This window comes from Streptomyces olivochromogenes (assembly GCF_001514115.1).
GTDB lineage: Bacteria > Actinomycetota > Actinomycetes > Streptomycetales > Streptomycetaceae > Streptomyces > Streptomyces olivochromogenes.
In genome coordinates, this window is the sequence record NZ_KQ948473.1 from 58,422 (window position 1) to 71,587 (window position 13,166).

Sequence of the window (13,166 nt, forward strand, 5' to 3'; positions counted from 1 at the left end):
CGGCGCGCAACCACCTCCGCGAGAGCGGCGCCGGTTTAGGCGCAAAGGGCGAGAACGGGTCCCTGTGCACGCCACCACCGCACAGGGACCCGTTCCTTCAGGGGGCCGGGGCCGCCCATGCCCCGGCCCGCGCCGACTTCAGCCGGTGGCCGTCACCCCCCGGCCGGCGGCGCGTCCGGGCAGTGCGGTGGGCCAGTGAGCCATGGCCGCCGTGGCCCCGTACCAGGCGAGCGCTCCGCCCGCGACGGCGAACCAGCCGCCGACCTTCCCCAGACCTCCGCTGTCGCCGAACTGCCCGACGGCCAGCAGGAGAAGGGCGACGAAGAGCAGCGCGTACGTTCCCCGGGTGAGAAGGGGCGCGCCGCTCGCGCCGGCGGTCAGACTGAGCGCGACGAGCGCGAACAGGAGCAGGAAGAGACCGGTCGCGTTGGCGGACATCTGCGTGCCGGCCGTGACGCCCCAGGTGAACCAGAACGCACCGAGCGCCGTGAAGGCCGTACCGGTGAAGGCGTCGTGGTCGCGGAACGCGAAGAGCCCGGCCACGAAGAGCGCGATGCCACCGACATAGGTGGCGAGGGAGACGGAGTCGGCCGCTGTCACGCCGTCGATCACTTGGGTGTTACCGAGGCCGAAGAGCAACAGGGTGAGGCCGAGCGCGAGGTGGCCGAGGGTCGAGGTGATGCTTCCCGCGGAGACGTCTTTGTCCACGGCGGGCTCCCTTCATGCATGTGCAGTTGTGCTGCGTGGTACCGGCCGTGCGGTTGGTCCGGTGACCGGTATGTACCCTTCACAAGGGCACAAACCACCTCTACGCGCGAGTAGATTCATGCCGTTCCAGGCACCCGCCAAAGGGAGTTGACGGTAGGTCAGGGGATGCGTCGGAGGATGTGTCAGGGGATGACGATCACCGGGCGCTGCGCACGCTTCGCGAGCCGTCCGGCCACCGAGCCGAAGATGCGCCCGACGATGCCGTGCGTGGAGCCGACGACGATCGCGTCCGCCTCGTACTCCCGCCCGACCTCTTCGAGTTCGTGACAGATGTCACCGCCGCGCTCGACGAGGATCCAGGGCACCTCGGCCAGATATTCGGCACACGCGAGTTCGAGGCCGAGCACCTCGGTGCGGTGGTCGGGCACGTCGACGAAGACCGGTGGTTCACAGCCCGCCCACACCGTGGTGGGCAGCCGGTTCGCGACATGCACGATGATCAGGCCCGAGCCGGAGCGGTGGGCCATGCCGATCGCGTAGGCGAGGGCGCGCTCGCTGGACGTCGAGCCGTCGAAACCGACGACGACGCCGTGCTTGAAGGCGGGATCGCAGGACTGGCGGGGTTCTTCCGCCGCCAGGGGCTCGGCCGCCGTGGGATCGGCGAGCGGGCGCTTGCGGTTCGCGGGATCGAAGAATTCGTGACCGGCCATGGGTATCTCGGCGTTTAGATCCTCGTGGTGGGGACGACAACGTGCGGCAGAGCTGTGTCCGGGAATCATCTTCCCAACCCCATACCCCCAAGGGTACGGCGGCACGCCTCCTCTGCCCAGATCTCGCGCGCACTGCGCGGCGTTCCCCGGAGCATGCATGAGAGGCGCCCTTAACGCAATGGTTGCTGCCCCGTACAGGCGGTTTGCACAGGGTTCACCCAGGCTCGAGGCCTTTCGTAGGTGACCGGCGGGTCGAACACGCGTTGAACCGATGAGCCACCGCCATGGAGAGCACTGGAGTACCAGGGAACCAGGGAGCCAGACCGTGCCAGGACCAGAGACCGTGTCCCACCCCTCCTCCCCGGCGCCCGCCGCGTCGCCCGGGCCGGACACGGCGAGCGAGGTGGTGCGGTGGGCGGCCTTCAGTTGTGTCCTGGTCCCCGTCGTCCTCGTCGGGTTCGGCACCTCCCTCGCCGGCGCGGCCGGTACGGCGCTGGGCCTGGCGGCCGTGACCGGTGCCTGTCTGGTCCTCCTGCGTCAGTCCGAGCGCGTCGCGGCCCGCCTCCGCGCGGATGAGCCGGCCCCGCCCCGGGCCCGGCACAGCAGGAGCGGCCACCACGGCGCCGCGCACCACCACCACGGCCGCCCCGGGCGTGGCCGCCGGGGTCGCACCGAGGCGGCCCGCGGGGAGGGAGACCCCGGCACCCGGGATCACGGCGACGGGGGCCGCGGGGGCCGGAGAGGAGCGGGCGGCGCGGAGAGGGGAGGCGGCCCGCGGGAGGGCGGTGGCGGGGCCCACGGCGAGACGGCCCACGCCGAGGGGACCACCCCCGGCGCACGGAGCCCCGGCACCGGGGCCCGCAGCGACCAGAGCCGCGCCGCGCAGGACCGGAACACGGGGGACGGGGACGCCCGGGACCGGGACGCACGGGACCGGAACGAACGTGACCGGAACACACGGGACCGGGACACGCAGAATCCGGACGGCCGGGATCCGGACGGACGCGAGCCCGGCGCGCAAGCCCACGACACGGCGAACCCGACCGGACAGGGCCGGACCCCGGGAAACCTGGCCGAACGAGAGGGGCACCCGGAGAACCTGATCACCTGGGACCGCGCCCCGCAGAACCTGATCACGTGGGACCCGAGCGACTGGAAACAGGACGCACAGGATCCGGACACCCGCGTCCGGGACGCCCGGGACCGGGACACACGCGACCAGGACACACAGCCCGACGTCCCTCGCGGCGGCGTCCCGCTCGAGCGCCCCGCACGGCACCGTGGCACGCAGGATTTGGCCGACTCGCACATCATGAACGGCTTGCGGGGCAGTAGTGGCTCGGGGGCGCACAGGGGCGGCCGTCACGGCGGAGGAAAGAAGCCGGTTGACTGACCGGTTTGCGCGCACGCCCCCGCTTCTTTTCAGCCAACTTCGGTCACCCGCGCATCCCTTGCTCGAACGACCCCCCAACCCGCGTTCCACCTGCACCGAAAGCCCTCTGGAGGGCGCGCGCACCCTATGGGGATTGGCCACTGACACGAGGCGCACTTCCCTGCAAGGCCCACGAGTGCAACGCTTCGTGATCGAATGCTTCACGCCAAGTTGCCATGTCGACATTCTGCCGACTGCCGAACTGGTCACCTTGGCGCCACGGGACACAGTAGATTCGATCTTGACTGTCTTACGGCGGGGGACTCGTGCAGGACCGAGGGGAAACGTGCAGGAGCGACACAACCGAGGAGCCGCGACCACCGAGGGGGGCTTAGCAGTATGAGCCACGACTCCACTGCCGCGCCGGAAGCCGCGGCCCGGAAACTTTCCGGGCGACGCCGCAAGGAGATCGTCGCGGTGCTGCTGTTCAGCGGCGGCCCCATCTTCGAGAGTTCCATACCGCTGTCGGTGTTCGGGATTGACCGCCAGGACGCCGGCGTGCCGCGCTACCGACTTCTGGTGTGCGGCGGCGAAGAAGGCCCGCTGCGGACCACAGGGGGCCTGGAACTCACCGCGCCGCATGGCCTGGAGGCGATCTCGCGGGCGGGCACCGTCGTGGTGCTGGCCTGGCGTTCGATCACCTCTCCGCCACCGGAGGAGGCGCTCGACGCGCTGCGCCGGGCGCACGAGGAGGGAGCCCGCATAGTCGGACTGTGCACCGGCGCCTTCGTGCTGGCCGCCGCCGGACTGCTGGACGGCCGACCGGCGACGACCCACTGGATGTACGCACCGACGCTGGCCAAGCGCTACCCGTCGGTCCACGTCGACCCGCGAGAACTCTTCGTGGACGACGGAGACGTACTGACCTCCGCGGGTACGGCGGCCGGAATCGATCTCTGTCTCCACATCGTGCGGACGGACCACGGCAACGAGGCGGCCGGCGCGCTGGCCCGCCGTCTTGTCGTGCCCCCGCGCCGGAGCGGCGGTCAGGAGCGCTATCTCGATCGATCTTTACCAGAGGAGATCGGCGCCGACCCCCTCGCGGAGGTCGTCGCCTGGGCGCTGGAGCACCTCCACGAGCAGTTCGACGTCGAGACGCTGGCGGCACGCGCGTACATGAGCCGCCGCACCTTCGACCGCCGGTTCCGCTCGCTCACGGGGAGCGCTCCCCTGCAGTGGCTGATCACTCAGCGCGTCCTGCAGGCGCAGCGGCTGCTGGAGACCTCCGACTACTCGGTCGACGAGGTCGCCGGACGCTGCGGCTTCCGTTCGCCGGTCGCGCTGCGGGGTCACTTCCGGCGCCAGCTCGGCTCGTCCCCGGCCGCGTACCGGGCGGCGTACCGCGCGCGCAGGCCGCAGTCGGAACGGCCGTCGGACGTGGACGGCTCCGCGGGCCAGGCCGGGCCGTCGCCCGTCCTGAACCAGGAGAGCCCGGTGCCGCTGCAGACCCGCCGCACGGCGGCCGCCACCGCCCTGGGCCCGTCGACGTCCCTGTCGACGGAGCCGGGCAAGACGGGCACCGAGCTGTACGCGGCCGGGCGCCTGCCGGGGCAGCGCAGCGCGCCCTGAGGCGATGACGCGAGACGGGGGCGGCCCGGGACCCGACCAGGGTCCCGGGCCGCCCCCGTACCCGGCCACCACGCAGGTCACCGCCGTCCCGGATCTGCCCGTGCGCCTGGGCGCGCCGTAGGGTTAGGGCCATGAACGATCGCATGGTGTGGATCGACTGCGAGATGACCGGGCTCTCGCTGTCGGAGGACGCACTCATCGAGGTGGCCGCGCTGGTCACCGACTCGGAACTGAACGTGCTCGGCGAAGGGGTGGACATCGTGATCCGCCCGCCGGAGCGGGCGCTGGAGACGATGCCGGACGTGGTGCGCCAGATGCACACGGCCTCCGGCCTCCTCGACGAACTGGCCGAGGGCACGACCCTGGCCGACGCCGAGGCACAGGTCCTCGCCTACGTACGTGAGCACGTCAAGGAGCCGGGCAAGGCCCCGCTGTGCGGAAACTCGGTCGGCACGGACCGGGGTTTCCTGACCCGCGACATGCCGGCCCTCGAGGACTACCTCCACTACCGCATCGTGGACGTCTCCTCGGTGAAGGAGCTGGCCCGCCGCTGGTACCCCCGGGCCTACTTCAACAGCCCGGAGAAGAACGGCAACCACCGTGCCCTCGCCGACATCCGCGAATCCATCGCGGAGCTCCGCTACTACCGCGAGGCGATCTTCGTCCCGCAGCCCGGCCCCGACTCGGACACCGCCCGCACCATCGCGGCGAAGCACGTGCTGCCCGCCGAATGACGCATGTCCGGGGCCCCGAGGGACCCCGGAGAAAGTCTGGCGCGAGCACCCCTTCGGACCCTGTACACTTTTTCTCGGCCGGTCAGGGAAACCAAGACCGGTCGTGGTGGGTGTAGCTCAGCTGGTAGAGCACCTGGTTGTGGTCCAGGATGTCGCGGGTTCAAGTCCCGTCACTCACCCTGATCGACTGAGGCCCGGTCCGCACAAGCGGACCGGGCCTCAGTCGTACGGCGAGTCGTGCGGGCGTACAGCCGGGTCCGCGCCTGTCCGGCGCGCCCTCTAGGCTCACCCAATGCCTCCGCCCCGCCTCCCCGCCCACACTCTGCGCACCGCCCGTCTCGATCTCCTTCCCCTCCGCGTCGAACATGCCGGGGAAATGGCCAAGGTGCTGTCCGACCCGGCGCTGCACACGTTCATCGGCGGCGCACCCGCCACTCCCGAGGCCTTGCGTTCACGCTATGAACGCCTCGTCGCGGGCTCCCCCGACCCGGCCGTCGTCTGGTGCAACTGGGTACTGCGGCTGCGCGAGGAGGGATGTCTCGTCGGTACGGTCCAGGCGACGGTCACCGGGGAGGTCGCGGAGATCGCCTGGGTGGTGGGCACGCCCTGGCAGGGGCGGGGGTTCGCCGGGGAGGCGGCGCGGGGGCTGGTCGGCCGGTTGGGCGAGGAGCCCGGCGTCCGTACGGTCGTCGCGCACGTCCACCCCGACCACCGGGCCTCCGCGGCCGTCGCCGCGGCCGCCGGGCTGGGCCCGACCGACCGGTACCAGGACGGCGAGGTCCGGTGGGAGCTGCCGCTGCGGCGGTGACCTCAGTTCCCGTGCGGGCTATTGGCGGCGCGCCACGCGTCGGCGAACCGGTGGACGTCCTCGAAGCGTTCCTCGGGGTCGGACCGGGTCGCCCGGACGATCACCGCCTGCTGGGCCGGGGTGCCCCGCCAGGCGCGTTCCTCGTCGCCCGCGTCCAGCAGGAGCCGGGCGGTGCGGCCCAGGGTGAAGACCGTCGTACGGGTGTCGATCACGGCCCCGCACTCGAACTCCTCGGGGGCCATGAACCGGCGCGAACCCGGCAGGCGTTCCTCCTCGACCACGAACGGGCCCGGCCGGTACTCGTCGAGGTCGACCAGGTGGACGACGTCGCCCCCGAAGTCGTAGAGCAGCGCGCCGTCGTAGAAGTCGACCGCGACATGCCCGGCGACCTCCACCGCGAGATGGGCGTCGAGGACGCGTTCGAAGGCGGCGAGGACGCGGGAGATCGGCAGGGCGCGGAAGCGGGCCATGGGGCTGCCGGGGCCCGTACGGTCGCGCGGTCCGCCCACCATCGCCGGGTACAGCACCTCGCCCTCCCGCCAGGGCATCACCACCGCCGCACCGCCGCGCCCCACGGAGATGCGGTGGACCTGCGGGACGATCGCCCGGTGCCGCACGGCCCGGTGGAAGGCCCAGGCGCGTTCGAGCGAGTGCCGGCCGTGGTCGGTCACCGCCTCCTTGACGAACCAGCGCGCCCCGTCGAGCAGCCGGACGCCGTACGACACGCACCCCGAGTCCTGTTCCCGGAACGCTTGGAACACCTCCCCCACCCTGCCCAGGTAGGGCTCCATGGCGGGCACTTCATCGACTCCGAGCAACGGGTGGAGGACCATACCGATCAGATTGCCCTATCGAAGCCTTTCCGCGCGTCAGGACGAGGCCCGTACCACCAGTTCGGACGGCAGCACGACCTGCCGCTTCTCCAGACCGCGCGAGACCGCGGGCCGGCGGTCGGCGATCTCCCCGAGCAGCAGGTCGATCATGGCGCGGCCCATCTCCTCGATCGGCTGGCGCACGCTGGTCAGGGGCGGGTCCATGTGGCGGGCGATGGCGGAGTCGTCGTAGCCGACGAGGGCGACATCGTCAGGTATACGGCGGCCCAGCTCGCGCAGGACCTGGCGGGCGCCCGCCGCCATCACGTCCGAGCCCGCGAACACCGCGTCCAGGTCCGGGCAGCGGGCCAGCAGCTCGGTCATCGCGCGCCGGCCGCCCTCCTCGGTGAAGTCGCCCGGAATGATCAGCCGGTCGTCCGCCTCGCGTCCGGCCGCGCGCAACCCCTCGCGGTAGCCGTCGACGCGGCGCTGGGCGCCGAAGACGTCGAGGCGGCCCGCCAGGTGGACGATCCTTTGGCGTCCCCGGGCGATCAGGTGCTCGACGGCCATGCGGCCGCCGCCGTAGTTGTCGGAGTCCACGGACGGCAGGGTCTCGTCCGCCGAGCGGCGACCGCTGATCACGGCCGGGATCTCCAGCTGGGAGAGGAGGTCGGGCAGCGGGTCGTCGGCGTGGACGGAGACGAGGAGTACGCCGTCGACGCGGTGCGCGGCCAGGTACTGGGCGAGGCGCTGCCGCTCCCGGTCGCTGCCCGCGAAGATCAGCAGCAGTTGCATCTCGGTGTCGGACAGCTCCGCGCCGACGCCGCGCAGCATGTCCGAGAAGTACGGTTCCGCGAAGAAGCGGGTCTCGGGCTCGGGGACGACGAGGGCGATCGCGTCCGTGCGGTTGGCGGCGAGGGCGCGTGCCGCCGTGTTCGGGACGTAGCCGAGTTCGGCGACCGCCGCCTCGACGGCCGCGCGGGTCGCGTCGCTGACCCTCGGGGAGCCGTTGATGACCCGGGACACCGTGCCGCGGCCCACGCCCGCGCGTGCCGCGACCTCTTCCAAGGTCGGCCGGCCGCCTCCCCGGCCCCGCGCTCCGTGGCTTGCCATGGTCCGCCTCCCGTCGACGTCGCGCGCTCCGCGACTGGCCTGGAATCTAACAGTCCCGTTCATCACCCGGACCTCGGCGACCCGTACGTGGACGAGGTTCCGCCCGTCCCGGCCAGGGGCCGTCGACCGACCGTCCCGCCGGGGCCAATACCCCAATGACACGCGCCACTTCAACCGTCCGCGACGCCCCTCCCGCCCGTCCCCCCGGCGTTAGCTAACGGGCCGATAACTGAACGCATCTCTCCGCGTCGGCTCCCTTGACACCCCCGCGCGAACCGACGACTCTTCAACACATCACCTGTGGGAGCGCTCCCACGGTACCTGACACATACACATCCCGCACGTTCCCCGCCCGAGCCGCAGCGAGAAACAACGGGCCCAACAGTGCAGTTGGCCGGGGGGTCGGCACGTCAGGCAACAGGAGGACGCAATGCGCACGATCACCCGTCGGTCCCGCAGTCTGGGGGCCCTCGCGGCCGTCGCCGCGCTGACCACAGGGCTGCTGGCCGGCTGCGCCGACGACAGTGGTGGAAGCAGCGGTGGGAGCAGCAGCGACACGGGCGGAGGCAAGGGCAAGACCACGATCACCTTGGGTCTCTTCGGCACTCAGGGATTCAAGGAGGCCGGCCTCTACACCGAGTACGAGAAGCTCAACCCGAACATCAAGATCGCCGAGAACGTCGTCGAGCGCAACGAGAACTACTACCCGGCGCTCGTCAACCACCTCACCACCAACAGCGGCCTGCAGGACGTCCAGGCCGTCGAAGTCGGCAACATCGCCGAGGTCGTGGGGACCCAGGCGAGCAAGCTCGTCGACCTGTCCAAGGTCTCGGGCGTGAGCAAGACCAACTGGCTGGACTGGAAGTGGCAGCAGGCCACGACCCAGGACGGCCAGACGATCGGACTCGGCACCGACATCGGGCCGATGGCGATCTGCTACCGCAAGGACCTCTTCCAGCAGGCCGGCCTGCCCACCGACCGCGACAAGGTCGGGCAGTTGTGGGCGGGCGACTGGAACAAGCTCGTCGCCGCGGGCGAGACGTACAAGAGGAAGGCGCCCAGCGGCACCACCTTCATGGACTCCCCCGGTGGTCTGCTCAACGCGGTCATCAGCAGTGAGCAGGAGAAGTTCTACGACTCCTCCGGCAAGGTCATCTACAAGACGAACCCGGCCATCAAGGCCGCCTTCGACCTGACCGCGAAGGCCGCCTCGGAGGGGCTGGTCGGCGCGCAGACGCAGTTCCAGCCGGCCTGGGACACGACGATCGCCAACAGCAAGTTCGCCGCGGTGGCCTGCCCGCCGTGGATGCTCGGCTACCTCAAGGGCAAGTCGAAGCCGGACGCCGCGGGCAAGTGGGACGTGGCCGCCGCGCCCAAGTCCGGCAACTGGGGCGGCACCTTCCTGACCGTGCCCAAGAGCGGCAAGCACGTCACGGAGGCCGAGAAGCTGGTCACCTGGCTGACCGCGCCCGCTCAGCAGGCCAAGCTGTTCAACGTGCAGGGCAGCTTCCCGAGCGCACCCGGTGCCTACAGCCTGCCCCAGGTGACCGGCGCGAAGAACACGATGACCGGTGACACCCCGATCGGCACGGTCTTCGCCGAGGCCGCCAAGGCCATCCCGACCCAGGTGATCGGCCCGAAGGACCAGATCATCCAGCAGGGTCTGACCGACAACGGCGTCATCCTCGTCACGAAGGGCAAGTCGGCCGCGGAGGCCTGGAACACGGCCACCAAGACCATCGACAACAACCTGGAGAAGTGACCGGTATGGCCACCCGGCACGACACCGCCGCGCCCCCCACCGAGGAGGGGGGCGCGGCCCCGGGCCGTCCGCCCGCCGCCGTACCCGACGAGAAGGAACAGCGGCGCCGCAACCGTATGTCCCGCCGCTGGCAGCGGGACATACGGTGGAGCCCGTACGCGTTCGTCTCCCCGTTCTTCCTGCTGTTCGTCGCGTTCGGCCTGTTCCCGCTGATCTACACGGGCTGGGCCTCGCTGCACACGGTGGAGCTGACGGCGCCCACCGACATGCAGTGGGCGGGCCTGCGCAACTACACCCGCATCTTCGACGACGACTTCTTCTGGAACGCGGCGAAGAACACCCTGACCATCGGGATCATCTCGACCGTCCCGCAGCTGCTGATGGCGATGGGCCTGGCCCACATCCTCAACTACAGGCTGCGCGGTTCGATCTTCTACCGGGTCATGATGCTCGCGCCGTACGCGACGTCGATCGCCTCCGCCTCGCTCGTGTTCGTGCTGCTGTTCGGCCGCGACTACGGCATGATCAACTGGGCGCTGCACGCCATCGGTTTCGACAAGATCGACTGGCAGAACGACAAGTGGCCCTCGCAGATCGCCGTCTCGACGATCGTCATCTGGCGCTGGACCGGCTACAACGCGCTGATCTACCTGGCGGCGATGCAGGCGATCCCGCACGACCTGTACGAGTCGGCGGCCCTCGACGGGGCCAACCGCTGGCAGCAGTTCTTCCACGTGACCCTGCCGTCGCTGCGGCCGACGATCCTGTTCACCGTCGTCGTCTCGACCATCGGAGCGAGCCAGGTCTTCGGCGAGCCGCTGCTGTTCGACGCCAACAAGGGAGCCTCCGGCGGCGCCGAGCACCAGTTCCAGACACTCGGCCTGTACCTCTACGAGCAGGGCTGGGTGAACCAGCACCTGGGCCGCGCCTCCGCGATCGCCTGGACGATGTTCCTGATCCTCATCGTGATCGGGATCGTCAATTACGTCATCTCGCGCCGGCTGCGCGCCAGTAGTTAAGGAGAACCGGCCGTGACGACGACCCTGACGAAACCCCCGGCGGACGCGGTACCCGAACCGCCGAAGCGGCTGCGCCGCCCCAAGTCGGCCCGCGCGGGCGGACAGATGCACGCGGGACCCCTCGCGTACGTCATCCTCGCGCTGTTCACGATCGGCTCGCTGGGCCCGCTGGTGTGGACCGCGATCGCCGCCTCCCGCGACACCAACCGGCTGGCGCAGTCCCCGCCGCCGTTCTGGTTCGGCTCGAACCTCTTCCACAATCTCGACGTCGCCTGGACGGAGGCCAATCTGGGCGAGGCCTTCGTCAACACCACGTTCGTGGCGGGTGTTTCCGCGGTGACCGTCGTCTTCCTGTCGACGCTCGCCGGGTTCGCCTTCGCCAAGCTGCGCTTCAAGGGCCGGGGCGCCCTGATGCTGATCGTCGTCGGCACGATGATGGTGCCGCCGCAGCTCAGCGTGATCCCGCTCTACATGATGGTCGCCAAGCTCGACTGGACGGACCAGCTCCAGGCGGTGATCTTCCCGTCGCTGGTGAGCGCGTTCGGGGTGTTCTTCATGCGGCAGTACCTGATCCAGGCGCTGCCGGACGAGCTGATCGAGGCGGCCCGTGTGGACGGCGCGAGCAGCTGGCGGGTGATCTGGCACGTGGTGTTCCCGGCCGCCCGGCCCGCCATGGCGGTGCTAGGCATGCTGGTGTTCGTGCAGACGTGGAACGACTTCCTGTGGCCGTTCCTGGTGCTCACCCAGACCGGCAACCCGACCGTGCAGGTCGCGGTCGCGGGACTCGGCCGCGGTTTCACTCCCGACCAGTCCCTGATCATGGCGGGCGCGCTGCTCGGCACGCTGCCGCTGCTCTTCGTCTTCGCCCTGTTCGGCAAGCAGATCGTCGGCGGCATCATGCAGGGCGCCGTCAAGGGCTGACCTCGTTCGTCGGCGGGAGAAGGGGAGCCGGGCCACCGCCGCCCCGGCCCCTCCTCCCCCTCTTCTCTCTCCCTCGCCCCTCCCCCTCTTCTTCTTACTGTCGGTCTCCACGACCTCCTATGGGAGCGCTTCCATGCCTGAGTCCGCATCGCCCGTGACCTTTCCCCCCGCCTTCCTCTGGGGCGCGGCGACCTCCGCGTACCAGATCGAGGGTGCGGTGCGGGAGGACGGCCGTACGCCCTCCATCTGGGACACCTTCAGCCACACGCCCGGCAAGACCGCCGGTGGTGAGACCGGTGACATCGCTGTCGACCACTACCACCGCTACCGGGACGACGTGGCGCTGATGGCGGAGCTGGGCCTGTCCGCGTACCGCTTCTCGGTCTCCTGGTCCCGGGTGCAGCCGACGGGCCGCGGTCCCGCGGTCCAGCGCGGCCTGGACTTCTATCGTCACCTCGTCGACGAGCTGCTCTCGCACGGCATCAAGCCGGCCGTCACCCTCTACCACTGGGACCTCCCGCAGGAGCTGGAGGACGCGGGCGGCTGGCCGGAGCGCGACACGGCGTTCCGTTTCGCCGAGTACGCGCAGATCGTGGGCGAGGCGCTGGGCGACCGTGTGGAGCAGTGGATCACCCTGAACGAGCCGTGGTGCAGCGCGTTCCTGGGCTACGGCTCGGGTGTGCACGCGCCGGGCCGTACGGACGCGGCGGCCTCGCTCAAGGCCGCCCACCACCTGAACCTGGCGCACGGCCTGGGCACCACCGCGCTGAGGTCCGCGATGCCGGCCCGCAACACGGTCGCGGTCAGCCTGAACTCGTCGGTGGTCAGGCCCCTTTCCCCGGCCCCGGCGGACCTGGCGGCGGTCCGGCGCATCGACAACCTGGCCAACGGCGTCTTCCACGGCCCGATGCTGCACGGCGCCTACCCGGAGGGCCTGTTCGCGGAGACCTCCTCGATCACGGACTGGTCGTACGTCCTGGACGGCGACCTCGCGGTGATCAAGCAGCCGCTCGACGCGCTCGGTCTGAACTACTACACCCCTGCGCTGGTGTCGGCGGCGGAGAAGTCGGCGGAGGGCCCGCGCGCGGACGGGCACGGCGCGAGTGCCTTCTCGCCGTGGCCGGGTGCGGACGGCGTCGCGTTCCACCAGACTCCCGGCGAGCGTACGGAGATGGGCTGGACGATCGACCCGACCGGCCTGCACGACCTGATCATGCGCTACTCGCGGGAGGCCCCGGGGCTGCCGCTGTACATCACGGAGAACGGCGCGGCCTACGACGACAAGCCGGACCCGGAGGGCCGCGTCCACGACCCCGAGCGCATCGCGTACCTGCACGGCCATCTGGCGGCGGTGCGCGGCGCGATCGCCGACGGCGCGGACGTGCGGGGCTACTACCTCTGGTCCCTGATGGACAACTTCGAGTGGGCGTACGGCTACGACAAGCGGTTCGGGGCGGTGTACGTCGACTACGCGACCCTGGCCCGTACGCCCAAGTCCAGCGCGCACTGGTACGGGCAGGTGGCGCGGACGGGTTCCCTGCCGCCGGCGGCGTCGGCCGGCGCCGCGTAGGCCACGGA

At 70.6% G+C, this 13,166-nt stretch carries 11 protein-coding genes, 1 tRNA gene and 1 pseudogene; 9 read left to right on the top strand and 4 right to left on the bottom strand.

Annotated features, from left to right (window positions below; translation table 11 throughout):
- Nucleotides 1-138: 138 nt before the first annotated feature.
- Together AQJ27_RS41225 and AQJ27_RS41230 are read right to left on the bottom strand one after the other, a co-directional pair.
- Complete coding sequence (locus tag AQJ27_RS41225; RefSeq protein WP_054232866.1) at nucleotides 139-708, bottom strand: acetate uptake transporter; 570 nt, start codon at nucleotides 706-708, stop codon at nucleotides 139-141.
- A 182-nt stretch (nucleotides 709-890) separates the two neighbouring features.
- Nucleotides 891-1,418 (bottom strand): universal stress protein, encoded by a 528-nt coding sequence (locus AQJ27_RS41230; protein WP_028803506.1) that lies wholly within the window; start codon nucleotides 1,416-1,418, stop codon nucleotides 891-893.
- Nucleotides 1,419-1,761: 343 nt separating this feature from the next.
- Here AQJ27_RS41230 and AQJ27_RS41235 point away from each other — a divergent pair.
- The 5 genes and pseudogenes from AQJ27_RS41235 to AQJ27_RS41255 form a co-directional block, all read left to right on the top strand.
- Nucleotides 1,762-2,049, top strand: a pseudogene (locus AQJ27_RS41235) (hypothetical protein); the annotation flags it as partial.
- A gap of 1,140 nt (nucleotides 2,050-3,189) precedes the next feature.
- Nucleotides 3,190-4,419, top strand: coding sequence for a helix-turn-helix domain-containing protein (locus tag AQJ27_RS41240; RefSeq protein WP_067380925.1), 1,230 nt, complete (start codon nucleotides 3,190-3,192; stop codon nucleotides 4,417-4,419).
- Between the two features lie 131 nt (nucleotides 4,420-4,550).
- Nucleotides 4,551-5,153 carry an oligoribonuclease gene (orn, locus tag AQJ27_RS41245; RefSeq protein WP_067380928.1) on the top strand — a complete coding sequence of 201 codons (603 nt, stop codon included), beginning with the start codon at nucleotides 4,551-4,553 and terminating at the stop codon, nucleotides 5,151-5,153.
- A 106-nt stretch (nucleotides 5,154-5,259) separates the two neighbouring features.
- Nucleotides 5,260-5,332 (top strand) — tRNA-His (locus AQJ27_RS41250).
- Nucleotides 5,333-5,445: 113 nt separating this feature from the next.
- Entirely contained in the window at nucleotides 5,446-5,961 is a 516-nt protein-coding gene (locus AQJ27_RS41255; RefSeq protein ID WP_067380931.1) for a GNAT family N-acetyltransferase, read from the top strand.
- Between the two features lie 2 nt (nucleotides 5,962-5,963).
- Here the strand turns inward: AQJ27_RS41255 and AQJ27_RS41260 are convergent, their stop codons facing one another.
- Both AQJ27_RS41260 and AQJ27_RS41265 read right to left on the bottom strand, forming a co-directional pair.
- Nucleotides 5,964-6,794: a serine/threonine-protein kinase gene (locus AQJ27_RS41260; protein WP_067380934.1), complete on the bottom strand. Its 831-nt coding sequence runs from the start codon at nucleotides 6,792-6,794 to the stop codon at nucleotides 5,964-5,966.
- Nucleotides 6,795-6,830: 36 nt separating this feature from the next.
- Nucleotides 6,831-7,886, bottom strand: coding sequence for a LacI family DNA-binding transcriptional regulator (locus AQJ27_RS41265; RefSeq protein WP_067380937.1), 1,056 nt, complete (start codon nucleotides 7,884-7,886; stop codon nucleotides 6,831-6,833).
- 430 nt (nucleotides 7,887-8,316) lie between these two features.
- On the opposite strand from AQJ27_RS41265, the gene AQJ27_RS41270 reads away from it, so the two are divergent.
- The 4 genes from AQJ27_RS41270 to AQJ27_RS41285 all read left to right on the top strand — a co-directional run bounded on the left by AQJ27_RS41270 (nucleotide 8,317) and on the right by AQJ27_RS41285 (nucleotide 13,158).
- Entirely contained in the window at nucleotides 8,317-9,648 is a 1,332-nt protein-coding gene (locus AQJ27_RS41270) for an ABC transporter substrate-binding protein (protein WP_067380940.1), read from the top strand.
- Between the two features lie 5 nt (nucleotides 9,649-9,653).
- The gene (locus tag AQJ27_RS41275; RefSeq protein ID WP_067380944.1) at nucleotides 9,654-10,667 is read left to right on the top strand and encodes a carbohydrate ABC transporter permease; all 1,014 of its coding nucleotides are present in this window, start codon (nucleotides 9,654-9,656) and stop codon (nucleotides 10,665-10,667) included.
- 12 nt (nucleotides 10,668-10,679) lie between these two features.
- Nucleotides 10,680-11,588: a carbohydrate ABC transporter permease gene (locus AQJ27_RS41280; RefSeq protein ID WP_067380947.1), complete on the top strand. Its 909-nt coding sequence runs from the start codon at nucleotides 10,680-10,682 to the stop codon at nucleotides 11,586-11,588.
- A 133-nt stretch (nucleotides 11,589-11,721) separates the two neighbouring features.
- Nucleotides 11,722-13,158 (top strand): GH1 family beta-glucosidase, encoded by a 1,437-nt coding sequence (locus AQJ27_RS41285; protein ID WP_067380950.1) that lies wholly within the window; start codon nucleotides 11,722-11,724, stop codon nucleotides 13,156-13,158.
- Nucleotides 13,159-13,166 lie beyond the last annotated feature (8 nt).